This window comes from Sphingomonas sp. GW821-FHT09B04 (assembly GCF_059418285.1).
Map to the genome: position 1 here is coordinate 71,095 of NZ_JBWKPO010000007.1, position 14,388 is coordinate 85,482.

General features: G+C 65.6%; 11 protein-coding genes. 2 read left to right on the forward strand and 9 right to left on the reverse strand.

Going from position 1 to position 14,388, the window contains the following annotated elements; genetic code table 11:
- Positions 1-88: 88 nt before the first annotated feature.
- Together AC07NK_RS19655 and AC07NK_RS19660 are read right to left on the reverse strand one after the other, a co-directional pair.
- Positions 89-1,468 (reverse strand): ATP-binding protein, encoded by a 1,380-nt coding sequence (locus AC07NK_RS19655; RefSeq protein ID WP_495172321.1) that lies wholly within the window; start codon positions 1,466-1,468, stop codon positions 89-91.
- The gene (locus tag AC07NK_RS19660; RefSeq protein WP_495172322.1) at positions 1,455-5,561 is read right to left on the reverse strand and encodes a contractile injection system tape measure protein; all 4,107 of its coding nucleotides are present in this window, start codon (positions 5,559-5,561) and stop codon (positions 1,455-1,457) included. Before AC07NK_RS19660 ends, AC07NK_RS19655 begins: the two co-directional genes overlap by 14 nt.
- A gap of 508 nt (positions 5,562-6,069) precedes the next feature.
- Between AC07NK_RS19660 and AC07NK_RS19665 the strand changes: the two genes are divergently transcribed.
- Together AC07NK_RS19665 and AC07NK_RS19670 are read left to right on the forward strand one after the other, a co-directional pair.
- Positions 6,070-7,014 carry a hypothetical protein gene (locus AC07NK_RS19665; RefSeq protein WP_495172323.1) on the forward strand — a complete coding sequence of 315 codons (945 nt, stop codon included), beginning with the start codon at positions 6,070-6,072 and terminating at the stop codon, positions 7,012-7,014.
- A gap of 90 nt (positions 7,015-7,104) precedes the next feature.
- A complete protein-coding gene (locus AC07NK_RS19670; RefSeq protein ID WP_495172324.1) occupies positions 7,105-7,761 on the forward strand; it encodes a Crp/Fnr family transcriptional regulator in 657 nt (218 codons plus the stop codon).
- On the opposite strand, the gene AC07NK_RS19675 is transcribed toward AC07NK_RS19670, so the two are convergent.
- The 7 genes from AC07NK_RS19675 to AC07NK_RS19705 form a co-directional block, all read right to left on the reverse strand.
- On the reverse strand, positions 7,758-9,188 hold the full coding sequence (locus AC07NK_RS19675) for a tetratricopeptide repeat-containing protein (RefSeq protein WP_495172325.1): 1,431 nt from the start codon (positions 9,186-9,188) through the stop codon (positions 7,758-7,760). The two genes, AC07NK_RS19670 and AC07NK_RS19675, sit on opposite strands and share 4 nt — an antisense overlap.
- 96 nt (positions 9,189-9,284) lie before the next feature.
- Positions 9,285-9,923, reverse strand: a complete 639-nt coding sequence (locus tag AC07NK_RS19680; protein ID WP_495172326.1) for a hypothetical protein — start codon at positions 9,921-9,923, stop codon at positions 9,285-9,287.
- Positions 9,924-9,937: 14 nt separating this feature from the next.
- Positions 9,938-11,644: a toll/interleukin-1 receptor domain-containing protein gene (locus AC07NK_RS19685; RefSeq protein WP_495172327.1), complete on the reverse strand. Its 1,707-nt coding sequence runs from the start codon at positions 11,642-11,644 to the stop codon at positions 9,938-9,940.
- Between the two features lie 114 nt (positions 11,645-11,758).
- Positions 11,759-12,937 (reverse strand): winged helix-turn-helix domain-containing protein, encoded by a 1,179-nt coding sequence (locus tag AC07NK_RS19690; RefSeq protein ID WP_495172328.1) that lies wholly within the window; start codon positions 12,935-12,937, stop codon positions 11,759-11,761.
- A 222-nt stretch (positions 12,938-13,159) separates the two neighbouring features.
- Positions 13,160-13,537 (reverse strand): hypothetical protein, encoded by a 378-nt coding sequence (locus AC07NK_RS19695; protein WP_495172329.1) that lies wholly within the window; start codon positions 13,535-13,537, stop codon positions 13,160-13,162.
- Positions 13,538-13,639: 102 nt separating this feature from the next.
- On the reverse strand, positions 13,640-13,975 hold the full coding sequence (locus AC07NK_RS19700) for a hypothetical protein (protein WP_495172330.1): 336 nt from the start codon (positions 13,973-13,975) through the stop codon (positions 13,640-13,642).
- A 49-nt stretch (positions 13,976-14,024) separates the two neighbouring features.
- Positions 14,025-14,387 (reverse strand): TrbC/VirB2 family protein, encoded by a 363-nt coding sequence (locus tag AC07NK_RS19705; protein WP_495172331.1) that lies wholly within the window; start codon positions 14,385-14,387, stop codon positions 14,025-14,027.
- Position 14,388: the final 1 nt, after the last annotated feature.

Consider the following 14,388-nt stretch of genomic DNA (forward strand, 5'->3'; position numbering starts at 1 on the left):
AACCGGCGTCGGGCGTACTTCATCGAATCTGAAGTCGAGAGGACGTCAGTGCTGGTCGTTTATTTGTAATACAGGTGATGACTGCAAGTCAGTGTCCGAGATAACGGCCTTCCTTGCGCAGCTCCTCGCGGATTCCACTCATGATATCCGCGAGTTCGACTCGTTGTGGTTTGCGGGACACCGCCAGCAGGCAGGCGTGGCGCAGTACGTTGACGATCGCTCCGCCGGCGAGCTCGTGATCGGCGGCGAGCGTCTCGAAATCGACATCGGGTGCCAGCGCGAACCTTCCGGTTTCGAACATGTCGCGCCACAACCGCAGCCGCGAGGGGGCGTCCGGCATCGGGAACAGGATCGTCGACTGGAAGCGGCGGGCGAATGCCTCGTCCATATGACTGCGCACATTGGTCGAAAGGATCACCAGACCGGGGAAATCCTCGAGCCGCTGGAGCAGATAGGCGATCTGCTGGTTCGCCGCCCGGTCGTTGGCGCTGCTGGCCTCGGTGCGTTTGCCGAACAGGGCTTCGGCCTCGTCGAAGAACAGAATCCAGTTGCGATTCTGCGCCTGGTCGAACAGCCCGGCGAGGTTCTTCTCGGTCTCGCCAATCCATTTGGAAACGACGCGCGACAGATCGACGCGATAAACGGGTAGGCCATGGTGTTTGCCGAGCAGACAGGCGGTCAGCGTCTTTCCCGTGCCCGGGCTTCCGTAGAAAAGGCAGCGGTAACCCGGCTTCAGCCGGTGGGCGAGGCCCCAGTCGTCGAGTAGGGTCTGCGAATGGCGGATCCACGCGCCGATCATGTCGACCTGCGCGAGCGTGGCCGGATCGATCACCAGGTCCTGCCATTCGAGGCGGGTCGTGACCGGCTCGGCCGGGAAGTGCTCGCCGGGCCGAAAGACATAGTCGTCGCCGGTGAGCAGGCGTTCGACATATTCGCGTGACAGCTGCAACAGCGCAGAGGCCGGTGGTTCCTCAGGGTGCCGATGGTCGATCGACACGATGCCCGATGCGATCAGCCGATGCTCCGGTGCGAACAGCGCGCGGGCGTGGCTGCGCTCCCTCCGGTTGCCGCCGGCAAGCAGGAACAACGCGGTCTCGACGCTGGGCAGGAAGCCGGCATGGGACTGGGCGAGGACGCCGCCGAACTCGGTGAACCGGCGACCGGTCGCCTGGTTCTGGAGCAGGAACGGATCGAGCAGTTCGGGCGCGGCGTGCGGCGCCAGCGCGAGCGCCAGCACCAGGCGTTCGCGCGGGTCAAGCGCGAGATCGCGCAGGATTTGCGCGAAGGAATCGGTGCCGCCGGTCAGGTCGGGCGGCGCAGGAAGGTCCGCGGTTATCGCGCTGCCATCGCCCTGATACAAAGCGAAGCGATGCTGAACCACCTGCTCAAGCCAGGCGAGTTCGCGATCGATCGTCGGTTCCGGGCGCGGAATCTCGTGCAGCATCGGTTGGGCCTCACCAGTCGACATGTACAGGCTCCGCCATCCAGCGATGATAGATCAGGGCAAGGCTCCACGGGATCTGGTCGACCAGCACGTCGAGCGTCTTGCGCTGGACATTGAGGGTCCAGCGGTCCGCTTCGCGCCTGAGACGGCCCTCGCGCTGGAGGAAGGTCTCGCGTAATCCTGCGGGCGAGGTGTTCCTGATGATCGGCCAGTTGGCGATCACCGCGCGGGTCAACTCGTCGCAAAGCAGGCGGTCGGCGTCGGTGAGTTCGATCGCGCGTGCGATGGGCGCAGCGGCGGGAACGCCGCTCAGCAGCTTGTTGAGCGCGAGTTCAGGCTCGGGCGCGTCGCAGCGCTCATCGACCAGATATTGCAGCATATGGACGGCACGCGATGCCGCTTCGATCCCCATGACGCGCGGCACCCCTTGCGCGTCCGGCGTCAGCACCCCGATCCGCTCGAAGAAGCGCGGAAGGAACGGGTTGAACAACACCAGCCCGGCGTTCGCGAGATAGAGATGGTCGCCGGCCTGCGGCTCGGGCAGCCGGGTCTTGTCTGCTGCGGCTTCGCGGGCCGCGGGCGGACGCGACGGTTTCGCTTCGGGCGGTTGGCTGAGCACGGCCAGGACATTGACATAGCCGCCGCTGCGCGCAAGCTCCGCCGCGCGTGTGCGGGTCGCGATCGGCGACGGGTGTCCGGGCAAGGACGCGATCAACCGGTCGAGTGCGACGCGTGGCGGTGGCAGATTCCCTTCCACCAGCATCGCCAGCAGGCTCGCGCGGAGGGTCGCGGCTGTCGCGCCACCCGCGGCGGATGGCGTCATCTGTCGCCAGGCCGCGGCGAGGATCGCGGCCGCGTCGAGCAGGAATCGTGCCCGCGCCGGTGCAAGTCGATGGATGACGCGCGCGAAAATCTCCTCGGGCATTGCTGCCGCCCAGCGTGCTCTGGCTTCGGGCCGGGCCAGCGCGTCGCGCAGCGCGGCATCGAGCGCGGGGTCGCCGCGGTCGGCCAGTGTGGCGAGCAGGCGCAGCCAGTGCGCAAAGCGGGGCGGGTTCGCAGGGCCGCTGCCGGACAGCCAGCCGAACAGCGCCGCCCGGTCCGTCGGGGCCGCGGGCGGCATCCGCTCCGGCTCGGGTCCGGCCTTCGGGGTGGGCAGCGGTTTGGTAAGCTGGCGCCCGTCGATGGGGGCGCCGACGATGGCCGCGGCTATTGCGCGGATCTGGGCGTCGTCGAGGGTACCGCCGGCGAGATCGGCCGAAAGGGTCGCAAGCGGCCCCGCGGGCGCGAATGCCCATGGCGCAAGCTTTTCGAAAAGCCTTATCCTCGCAGCCGCTTTCAGCCGGTCGGCCGCGCGTTGCAGGCGAACTGCGACCTCGTCGGCATCGGCATCGCCGAACAGCCGCTGGAGCTCGGGCGCCGGTGCCTCTGCGAGACAGACGAGCAGCAGCTCGATCCGCGTGTCCGGTGGCGCCCACCAGACGAGCCTGCCGTGTTCAAGCCAGTGACGAAGCAATGCGAGACGGTCGTGGCGTTCGCCGGGCGCGGGCGGGACGGCGGAATCGAGAGCCTCACCGCGCAACACCGCATCGAGCACCCGCGTCCACGCGCTCGCCATGCTTTCGCCCGGCATGTCGGCGAGCCGCGCCGCCCAGCCCGTCGCGTGATCCGCGGAATCCGGCAGCAGCGCCAACACAATCTCCTCGGGCAGCATCCACGCGAGCAGGCGCCCCACAAGCGATCCGGTTTCGCCCGACGCTGCTACCGTCAGCCGGCGAAGCAATGCGGCGAAGCCCGACGGGTTCTGCGTGGCCGCCTGAATAAGATAGGATCCCTGAGCAGAGGGCGTGCCCGCGCGCAGGAACTGCTCGGCAAGGGCCAGCGGATCGGGCCTGGCCATCTCCGATGGGAGGGGCGGGTCTGGCTTGCGTTCCAGTTGCCGCCAGCTGCCGATTTCGAGCACGGACTGACCCTGATGCCGCGCAATTCCTTCCAGAAGCTGTCGGCGCAGGTTGGCGCGGCGGAAGCGCTCGCCATTCGCCAGCACGGTGATGGCGAGGGCCGCGGTCAGGCTTCGGAACGCCGTGGCATCAAGATCGGCCAGTGCGGCCTGCGCATGTCGATCCGCGAGCAATGCGAGGTCGTCGGCGGCTGCGGCACCAGCGACGCCGAACCGCGTCAGCGCTGCTGCTATCCCGTCCTTGCGCATCGTCCGGGTCACCCGCATCAGCAGCGCCGGGTCCCGCGCCAGGCGACGGAGCAACTCGGTGCTACCGGGGCCGCCATCCTCGATTTCGCGCGCAAGCGTGGCTGGGTCGCCGCGGAATTCCTTCATCGCGCCGTCATCGCGGGCATGGGCAACCAGCTTCGAGAAACGTGCAGGGTCGATCCGCGCGGCGCTTGCCAGTTCGTTCGAGAGATGCGCCGCCCAGTCCGCGTGGCGGAATGGCGGCGGGTCGCGCAGCAGCCAGCGTATCGCGATCACCCGGAGATGCGTTTCGAACGCGCCCGCCGAAAGTGCGGCAAGCTCATGCCGGTCCTGAAGCGCGACTAGCGCTGCGATGTCGTTCAGCAGCAGCGCGGCGTGACGGGGCTGAAGTTTCCGGACCACCGCCTTGAACGTTTCTGCTGTCATGCTCCGGATCAGCGTCGTGAGCGCAGGCTCGTCGGCCCGGTGACGGCGCAGCCGCGAGACCAATGCGTCGAGACCATTCAGGTTGCTTGCGGACGACGGATCGCCGGACACCGGCACATCCGCCATCAGCGCCGCAACCGCTGCGGGCAGCGCGCCTTCCGGCGGCAACCGGCGGCGAAGCACCGCAAGCGCCGCTGTCAATGATTCCAGCAGGAAGGCATGGGAAACACCGCCGACCGCGGCAAGGCGGCGCAATAGCAGTTGAAGCCAGCTGCGGCGCTTGAACTGCGATCCGGCCCTACGCGGCAGATTACGCAGCACGGCCAGCCGCAACTGGCGCTCGAACCCGGCATGCGAGAGCGCGATCAAAGGCGCGTCGTCGTGCAGCGTGGTCAGGCCGGCGACATAAGTGAGAATCAGCGCGGCATGCGCAGGCTCGAGCTGCTCGATCAGCGCGGCGAAGCGCGGCGTGGCGAGCTGATACACCAGCACTTCCAGCGCCGCAGGGTCACCGGCCGCGTCCCGGAAACGTCGCAGCAGCGTCCCGCTGTCGCGGTCCGAATGAGGCGCGGGCGCGACTGCTGCAGGGTCGCCAGAGTGGCCGGCGCCTTCATGCTCCGCGATCAGCGCATCAAGCACGCCCGGCAGCGACCCGGCCACCGGCCCACGCCGCCGGGCCTGATCGAGCGCGTCGCGGATCAGCGCGAGTAGCGCAGAATAAGCGATGCCCTGTTCGGCGGCGATCCCGCGAAGCAGGTGCGCAGCATAAGCGCGGCGGTTGAACTGAGTCCCCGGCTCGCGCAGCAGGAACTCAAGCGTCAGCACCCAGGTTGTGCGACGCAGTGCAGGCTCGGGGATCGGCGCGGCCATACTGCGATAGCGCCGGCGCAGTTCGGCCTGATAAGTGAGGATGAGTTCGGCATCGGTTGGCGCAAGGCGCGCCAGAAGTGCGCGAAGATCGGCTTCCGGGAGCTGCAACACCAGCCGGTCGAGCGCGTGCCGATCCCGCGCGCGCCGTCGCAGCATCGTCACCAGCGCGTCGGGCTGGGTGTCGAGCAGGCGCTCGAATGCCTCCGCCGGATCGAAGCCTTCGCTGCCACGGAAGCGCGGGGCGCCATGGACGAGATAAGTGTCGAAATCCTCCAGCGCACCCGTAGAGACGGGCACCGCGCGCCTGCCGGGGGCGACCGCATGGCGCGCTTCCCGCAGCGCTTCGGTGAGTATTTCGAGAAGCGCGCGCTCGAGCGCCGCAGGTGCGTCCTCCTCCAGCCGCCCGGCAGCGATGGTGCCGAGATCGAGATCGAGCCGCGCAAGTTCGATCCGCATATCCGGCACGTCGAGCGCGTCGAACACCCGCTCGATCACCTCCGGCAGATGGCGATGGGCGAGATCCTCGGCGCGCGCGCGCAGCCGCAGCGCCGAATCGAGGTCCGATATCTCGACACTTAAGCTTAAGCGCTCGACCCTATGCGGCTGCGACGGCATGAACAGGCTTTCACGGGTGGAATGAGTACAATATTCAAGCGCATCGGGTGCGCCAGGGACTATATCATCTCCGAACTGAACCGATTCGAAGCCGCCAAACTATGGTAGTTGATTTGATCCGGTGCATTCGAAATCTGCCAATGACGTCGATGTGCCGGATGTCGACTTTCCCGGCCTTTGTATCGGGCGTGAAGTTGCTGTAATGTCGTAAGGCCAATCGGGGAGAGGGGCGATGTCGGGCGAACTTGCTACGCAGCGTCATGCATCGGCTCCGCCGGTTCCGGAAGCGATTGGCGCCCGGGCTATCGCGGCGCGTTCCCCCGACCTTAGCGCGCTGCGGATCGGTCTGAACCGTGCGCCGAATGTCCAGCGTCTTGCCGCGATCCAATCCAGCCTGACCACGCTGCAACCACCCATCAACGTAGCGCAGCTGCACCCTGCGCCGGTGGCTCAGCGCGCAATGCGGGTGGACCTGTTAGATGCTGCCCCAGCGGCGCAGGCGGCGAAGATGAACGTCGTTCTTGAGACGCTCAGACGGATGGGTGGCGAGGTGGGGCAGGAAATCCAGCTCAATCTCTACATCGTCGGGGATCCCAACAAGCTGGAAACCAATCCGGCCGAAACCGAACTCCTGCCGCGGAAGAATCCCAACTTCCGGCGGATCGAAATCAAGGTCCGGAGCTGGTACATCGCGATCAGTTCGGTTGGTGAGATCGTCGCCATGATCGGGCATGAGCTTGGCGTGCATTCGCTTGCCGACCTCGAAATGACCAAGAGCGAGCGTAAGGTCGAGAAGCTCCAGAGCCGGAAACCCTATGTCGCCGCGATTGCCGGAGCGGAACGGCCGCTCGCTCCCATCATCAAGGGCGCGGACGACCGGCGTCAGCCTGACCATGTCAATGTCGCGAAGTTCAAGGGGACCAGGAGCAATCCCGGCCACGCGCCCGGTGAGCCGCTGCCGCGCATGCGGCAATATATCCGGACCATGCTGAGGCTGGGCAGGCAGATCGCGGCGGCGCCGGTGGGCCATGGCGGCGAATATGCCGATGCGCCGGCGCGTCAGCGGGCACTGAACGAGATGTTTCAGACCTTTCTGTTCGACATGGGGCGGTTGATCGCCACCGACGATGGCACCGCCTGGGCCATCGGGACCGGAGCGGGCGATATCGCTGCGGTGTTCAACTGGCTGCGCACCTATCTGATTCAAACGCATGCCGCCGAATATCCCTGGCTCAACACCGTGACGGTCACCGATGCGACGCGCGCTTCGCTCACCGGCACGCTTGCCAGGATCCTGTCCAGGACGCTCTGGGAGCAGAGCGGGGCAATCGCGCGACAGACCGGCCGCGGGCTGCTTGCGCTACCCGGGCGCGTGCTGGGCACGGCCGTGAGTGGCGCGCAGGCGGGTTTGGGCTGGGTGGGTGGATTGTTTACCCGGCGCGCGGCGGATTGAGCGTGGCGTCCCGGTGGTAGCGTTGGGGGTTGGGCGGCTGCTTTCGGGACCCTGTGGACTATGGTAGCTTTCCTCGGGGGATAGGGCTGATTGGAACGCAATGCGTATCTCCGCGCAACACTGGCGGCGATCCTTTCCTGCGGAGACGAGGTTGCGGCGATGTTGTCCGCTCAAGCGCGCGTGCGGCTCGTCGCGCGGCGTGAAATGGTCGCGTGCCAGGGGGAATTGCTCAGCTCGATGTGGCTGGTGATCGACGGCAGGATCAAGATCGAATCCAACTCGGCCAGCGGCAGGTCGAGTCAACTTGCGCTGTGCGGGCCGGGCGATTGGGTTGGACAATATGCGCGGCCCGCAATCGGGCTCACCAACATCCTTGCGACGGAAGCTTCGACCCTTCTCGCCTTCGCTTCGGGTAACTTGCCTCGGCTCGCCGCGAGCCACCCGGAGCTGGGCGCCACGCTCGCGGCCTCGTTCGCGCGACAACTTGAGAATCTGACTGCCAGGCTCGATGCGCGATCGACACTAACGGCGCGGGGCCGAATCTATGCAGAGCTGTTACTGCGTGCGGGCAACGAACTCGCGATCACGCCGCCACCGATCGTTGCCGAACTGGCCCATGTGGCGCAGACCACGCGCGAAACCGCCTCACGCGCGATTGCCGAGCTAGAGCGGCGGGGCATCGTCAGCCGTACCGCCGCGATGCTGTCGATCAACTCCCCACGCCTGCTATCGGATCTGGTGATCTAGCCGCCGCGCCAAAGGCTGAAGAATTCCACCGACCCCGCGATTCCGTCGCTGGCGCCGCCCAGTGCAAGCCGGAAAGGTGCGCCACGTGCTTCGAGCACGAGCGCGGCTGATCGGGTCGCCAGCGGATAGCTGCGCGCCGGGATCGCGAGCAGTGCTTCGATCGCGCTCGTATCGGGCGATCCATCCGGAAAAGGCGGGAGATGATCGAGCACGACATGCGTCGCTTCGGCGGTGTCGAACAGCGTCAGCGCAATGTCCGCAGCCGCCTCGAGGTCGTCGAGGACGAAGACGGCGCCCGTTGGAAGGATCTGTGCCGGGATGCCGGTGCGCTCGGTCAGCAGCGTTGCGGCGGTGTGTCGGCAGCCCAGCAGCGTGATCGCGCGATCGGGCAGGGGCAGGTCGAGGCCGCCAGCGCCCGCCGTACCGCCCTGAACCTCGACGCGGCGGATTCCGGGCCGGTCAGCGCCCAAAGGCGCGCCGTTGCCGGCAAGGCGAAGCAGGATCGCATCGGCATCGAGCAGGCGCGCGCTGCGGACCGCACAGCCGATCGCCATATCCTCGGCGAGCGCAGCGGCGCCGGCACTGAGGCCCGCTGAGAGATCGAGAATCTCGACTTGTGCCGCTTGCGCGAGCAACGCGTCGAACCGCGAGCGCCAGCGATCGCCTGCCGGCATCACCGACGCTGCGACGAATGCCTCCGGCAAGGCCGGCAGCAGCACATGGAGCTCGGCACCGGCACGAACCAGCAGTTCGGCAGCGATGATGTCGAAGCCGGCAGCGAGCGCACCGACGGCGATGCCCGCGCCGTTCGAGGCAATCGCGGCCTCGATCGAAGCCATCAGCCGCATATCGTCCGCGGCGATGCCGATTGGCCCGGCGAAATGGATCGGCGCTGGAGGGCGGCAGGCGTCGAGCCACGCCGCCGGCCTGTCCTGCTCGGCAAGGATCAGGCGGAACTGGCGGAGCGTGACCGCGTGATCCTCCCAGGCGCGCGGGGTTCCGGCAATCGCCTCACGCAATGCCGCGCGTGCCTCGACCTCGCGGTCGAGCAGCAACAATGCCTCGGCGCGCGTCGCTGCGAGCCAATAGCGGGTGTCGGGCTCATGCGCCCCGCTTTCGAGGAGTGCGAGCGTTTCGGCAGCCAATTGGGCGGCACGTCCGCGGGCGCCGCCCAGCAACGACAAGGTTGCCGCGTTAATCAGCGGATAGGTGGCGGGGGCCGCGCGCGCCGCCTCCGCATAGGTTTCCCCCGCCTCGCGGAGCAGCGCGGAGCGGGCAGCGCCGTGCTGCGACGCCGCCCGGTCCTTGAGCAGCCGACCCTTCAGGGTGAGCGCGTTGATCCCGCGCCGCGGCTCGCTCTCGAACAGCGCCCAGGCGGCCTCGGTCGCGCCAGCGCGGGCGAGCGTGCGAACCTCCGACAGACTCACGGATTCATCCTGTTGTACTCGTCTGTTGAGACACGACCGACATCCCGTTCATCTATCAGCCTATAGATAGCGGCTGCAATGCGCGGAGCCGTGAGTTCATCGGCCCTGACCCTCATTCTCGACCTTGGGATCGATGATGATGTCGATCGTTCCGTTGGGGCCATCGTCGGTAGCGAGCCGGACGATCAGGCCATAGGTCTGCTCGCGTTTCGTGCCCTTTGGCACTGGCTTGAGGATGACGCTGAGCGCGTCGTGAGTCTGACCCGTCGAACCGATCGAGCGTGGCTGGAAGATGACGTCATTGGTGCCATCCTCGGCCCTGACGATTCCATGCGTCGATTGCCCCCGAATCTTTGCGTCGAGGAAGGTCGCGTTCCGATCGGCCATGAGGAAGACGACCAGCGCACCGCCATCATATTTGGTCGTGAGCTTGAGGTTGAGGTTCCGCCCCGTGTTCGCGCCCTGCAGTTGGCTGCTAGGGTTCCCCGCCTGCAGCAGGTGCGATTGATTGAGCTCCTCTTGAAGCTTCAGCGAGCCGATCGGGACATTCCATACTGTCACTCGAAGGCTTGCGGGATTGGCGCTGTCGATCCGGACGACGAAGATGTTGTCGTACTGCGGTTCTGCTTCACCTGCGCTCAAATCCGGAACTATGGCCGGAATTGGGGTCAGTATGCTGACATTTGTCTCATCTGGGGTCTCGCGCGGTGCGAGGAACAGTGCATTGCTGGCCATGTCTCTCTCCTGTTTCAATGAATGGATACGCCGGACTCACGTGTGCGAAGATGCTCGCACATGCGTTTCTGCTCGGCCGTCGCTGCGAGCGCGCCGGGTGAGGCGCATGCCTTGAGAGCGGTGGCGACAATCGCGGCGGCGTCGGCGGAACGCGGCGATTCATCGGCGACGAGGCTGGCCAGATAGAGCGTGACCGCCGCAGCCAGCCGCGCCGTCCGCTTGTTGGCGGGATCGCGTGCCGATAGGTCATCGACCACCCGCATCGTCTCGCGCAGCCGTGTCAGCGCCTCGGCATGCCGGCCCTGCGCGATCTCGATCCGCGCCAGCCCGATCGAGGATTCGGTCAGGTCGCGGGCGTAATTGGCGTTCTTTGGGTCCGCTGCGGCAAGCCCTAGCATCAGCGCGTGCTCGCGGCTCCGCTCGGCATGGGCGCGCTCGAACTTGCGCTGGTCGTAGAGGCTGTCGGAGAGCCAGCCATGATTGTCTGCCAGATCGCGAACCACGCCCATGTCGGCCGGCGCCAGGCGTTGTGCCGCCAGGAAATGGACCTGTGCCCGCTCAAAGGCCGCCTGTGCCAGGTCGGGCCGCTTCTCGCTCCGCAGGGCAAGCGTGCCGAGATTGCTCTGCGCATAGCCGCCCTCCATCTGCCAGTCCTTGTTGCGCGGATCGGTGGCGACCAACCGGCGCGCCAGCGCCGAATATCCCTCGAAGCGGCGCCGCGCTGTGACAAAGTCCTCGACCTTCAGCGCCGCGCTGCCGAGCCAGAACTCGCTTTGTGCGTGGCTGTAGATCCGGTCGGTATCGTCGGGCCGACGCGCCAGCAGCGCTGCGGTGGTGCGATGCGCCTCGCCAAATTTGTTGAGCGCTTCCGGCAACCGGCCGCGATCGCCATCGTCCTCGCCCATCGCGTGCAGGATCTGCGCGCGCCGCAACATGCTGTCGTCCGGAAGGTGCGAGAGGTCGCCCTGCGCCGCATAATAAGCCATCGCGCGCTGATTGACCTGCTCCATCACGTCGAGCCGGCCTACGCCTTGCAGCTTCGTTCTCAGATCCGTCAGCATGAACTCGATCAGCCCTTCTGCCTGACTGCGCTCGCGGACCGCCTGTGCACGGGAGGCGAGCGCGAATACCGTGGTCGTGGCCAGCAATAGCATCACCACCAGCGCACCGAGCGTGACCGCCGTCACGCGCCGAAGCCGCCGCTGCGCATCGCGCTGGACCAGCGCATCGAGCGGCAATCCTGCAAGCCCGGCAACGATCTTGAGGAAGGCGTGCCGCGTGCCGTCGCCCTGACGCCGGAAATCGGCAGCAAGAGGCTCGGCCTCGCCGTTGCGCAGTGCCGTGGGCAGCGCCTCGGCGGGATCGCCGCGCGCGTGGGCAACGAGGATCAGCGCTTCGGGATGGAGCATGCGGAACAGCCCGATCTCGCGATCGACCCATTTGGAACGCACAGCATCGGGCGACGCCACCACCACCAGCGCCGAGGAGGCGGCAATCGCCTCGCGCACCGCTTGCGAGAGATCGGCTGCAGCGGAGAGGTCGGCGCGGTCGCGGAAGATGGGGCCGATCCGTCCTGCTGTCTGTCCCGGCAGGGGCGCGACCTGCTCGACCAGCCGGCGCGGCAATCGATAGCTCTCGAGCCGACGTTGAAGTCGCGCCGCGAAAATCCGGTCCGCGTGGCAATAGCTGACAAATGCCCGAAATTGTTTGCTCGAACTCATGGAAGCCCCCGCTCCAATTGTCGGCGTGAGGATGCGATGAATTCCGGATTCACCAAATAGAAATTTGCGTGAGCGCGATGCAGCTCACAGCGTCTGGCGCGTCAACTCCGCCACTCAGGAAGGTTGAACAATCTCGCCGACTCGAACGCAGCTAAGCCCGAGCCACGCAGCGAGTCGCTCAAGTTCGATATTCAGCCGCTCAATTGTTTCGGCAGGCACGCCTGGCTCGAGGGTCACGCGATGCGCGAGGAGTATTCCGGCTTGGCGATCGGCCTTGAGATCCACGCGCGCGACGAGTGCTTCGTTCATGAGAAAGGGCAGGACGTAGTAGCCGTACCTGCGCTTGTGCGAGGGCACATAGATTTCGATGCGGTAACGAAATCGGAACAGGCGTTCGGTTCGACTGCGCTCCCAGATTAAGGGGTCGAATGGCGCGAGCAATGATGCAGCGTGGACGCTGCGGGGCAGGCGGGCTTCGCGGTGCAGCCATGCCTTTTGACTCCAGCCCTGAACGCGGGCCGGGACGAGCGTGCCCGCTTCTGCTTCTGCCGCGATCGCATGGTCTGCCTCTTCGGGTTTTAGCCGGTAATAATCGCGCAGATCAGCAGCGGTTGCGACGCCGAGCGCGCGTGCGCTGCGCTCGATCAATGCGCGTTGCGCGCTTGCCGCATCCGGGGTCGGCAGATCGAGGATGGCCTTTGGCAGCACACGCTCGGGCAGGTCGTAGACCCGCGCAAAGTTTCCGCGGCGCGTGGCGGTGGTGATCTTGCCCGCCCAGAACAGCCATTCCAGCGCGTGCTTGGTATGGCTCCATTCCCACCATCCGCTCTTGCTCGATCCGTCTTCGAAGTCGGCTGCGGTCATCGGGCCCTCCGCGGCTATGCGATCGAGCACTGCCTGCGCCTCGGTTCTTCGCTCGAGGGCGAAGCGCCTCAAACCCTGGTAACCGATCTCGCCCCGTTCTGCGCGGGCCATCCGCCAGCGCAGCAGGGGATGGAGGCCGACCGGAAGCAGGGAGGCTTCATGCGCCCAATATTCAAACATGCGCCGCTGGCGCTTCGGGCCCCAGGCGTCATGCTCGATCACCTTGGGGTCGTAACTTCCAAGCCGCGAGAAGGCGGGCAGATAATGTGCCCTGGTCAGCACGTTTACACTGTCGATTTGAAAGAGCCCGAGATGATCGAGCATCCCTCGCAAACCGCTCGCGGTCGGCTGCTCGAGACGAGGGACACCAAAGCCCTGCGCTGCAAGCGCGATCCGGCGCGCTTCTTCGAGAGAAAGGTCTGTTATCACTCTTCACTGCTTGACCGCTCGGTGAGAAGCGCGTCAACCTGCGATACAGAGGCATGCGTTTATTAGCGTGCCCTCTGTGGCATCCGGCACATGTGGTCAGACGATAGAGCGCCTCACACCAGCGAAAATTGTCGCCCCTTCGCCTCGATCCTGCCAGCCTCAATAGGGCCAGGGTACACCCGGATCAGGCCGGTAGCGGAGAGGAGGCACCAGCCAGCGCGCTCAGTCCAGAATATCCACCACGTTGAGCGATTCGATGCTGTTTATGCAGGAGCCCATGCCCACGGCCCGTATCGGTTTGTCATTGAGATATGCGCTCAGCGCGACCGACAGCATCGCTTGTCCAGCCGGGGTCGAGGCGTTGAATATGAAGTCCCAGCCGGCGCCAGACGTCGCGCACGATGGCGAGCCCGGATAGGGGCCTCGCTGGCTCACCCGAAGGAATGTGTGGCCCGCGCTATCGTTGGCGATGCGGGTGATTTTCACCGGAAAGACATAGGATTGCGCGAACGAAGGTGAACCGCCGAATGCAAGTGCGGCGACCCCGATGAGCTTTGAGAGCTTCCCAATGGTTTCATAATTAATCTGATGAGAATGCATGAATTGTGATCTCCGATGAAAGGGCTCGCAATTCTCGCAAAATAGACTGTTGCTTCATGCCCGTATATCGCGCGGTGAAATGGGCGTGTTGTATCGATCTGATCACTGCACGATCATGACCGCAGAGGCGCTGTGATATGACAAGTTGGAACACGTATTCCCGGACCAGAATCGTATTTTCTTTCCGGTACCGATCGCCGTCAGAATGGTGGCCCAGGCGCGCGCACGACGCTCGTCCGACGCTGCAACAAAAGTCCATTGGTTGACCGCACATCCCGGGGTGTACTGAGCGCCGCCCGTGGTCGAAATTACGAGCGCATCCGAGTCCTCCGTAAACGCGCTGGTGATCGTTAAGTCGGCAGACCAGCCTTGCGCATAAGCGGGCTGGGTTCCCAGGATGCTGGCGAACAATAGGAAAGCGGTGGCTGCAGATCTCATATCGTCCCTCATGCTGGATCATCTGTGAATACTGATTTCGGAACTGGCATCAACGCACCGGCACGGACGCACCGGCGTAAGGATCATATGGCGTTGGAGACGATGTCGGCCGGGGTGGCGGTGGAGGAGGCTCAGGCGGCGGGACAGGTGCGACATTGCTGCCCTTTCCCGCTTCGCCGAGCTTTATCAGCCCCGCGGCGATCACCGGCGCGCCAAACACAATGAAACATCCCAGGATCACGATAGCGCCGCGTTGCAGGTCGACGCGTCCCGACAGCATCCTGAACCCGATCCACGCGACCGCGATGACGGCGACCGTTGTTGCCAGAGTCCCGAGTAGCGTCCCCTGTATCCATTGCGTCGCCTCGACCAGGGTGGACGAACCGGCGGGCGTGGAAAGCGGGTCCGCCACG

What these genes read in the sequence shown, in the direction of transcription:
- AC07NK_RS19655 (WP_495172321.1), bottom strand. Translation starts at nt 1,468, where the DNA reads ATGTCGACTGGTGAGGCCCAACCGATGCTGCACGAGATTCCGCGCCCG.
- AC07NK_RS19660 (WP_495172322.1), bottom strand. Translation starts at nt 5,561, where the DNA reads ATGCCGTCGCAGCCGCATAGGGTCGAGCGCTTAAGCTTAAGTGTCGAG.
- AC07NK_RS19665 (WP_495172323.1), top strand. Translation starts at nt 6,070, where the DNA reads ATGAACGTCGTTCTTGAGACGCTCAGACGGATGGGTGGCGAGGTGGGG.
- AC07NK_RS19680 (WP_495172326.1), bottom strand. Translation starts at nt 9,923, where the DNA reads ATGGCCAGCAATGCACTGTTCCTCGCACCGCGCGAGACCCCAGATGAG.
- AC07NK_RS19685 (WP_495172327.1), bottom strand. Translation starts at nt 11,644, where the DNA reads ATGAGTTCGAGCAAACAATTTCGGGCATTTGTCAGCTATTGCCACGCG.
- AC07NK_RS19695 (WP_495172329.1), bottom strand. Translation starts at nt 13,537, where the DNA reads ATGCATTCTCATCAGATTAATTATGAAACCATTGGGAAGCTCTCAAAG.
- AC07NK_RS19700 (WP_495172330.1), bottom strand. Translation starts at nt 13,975, where the DNA reads ATGAGATCTGCAGCCACCGCTTTCCTATTGTTCGCCAGCATCCTGGGA.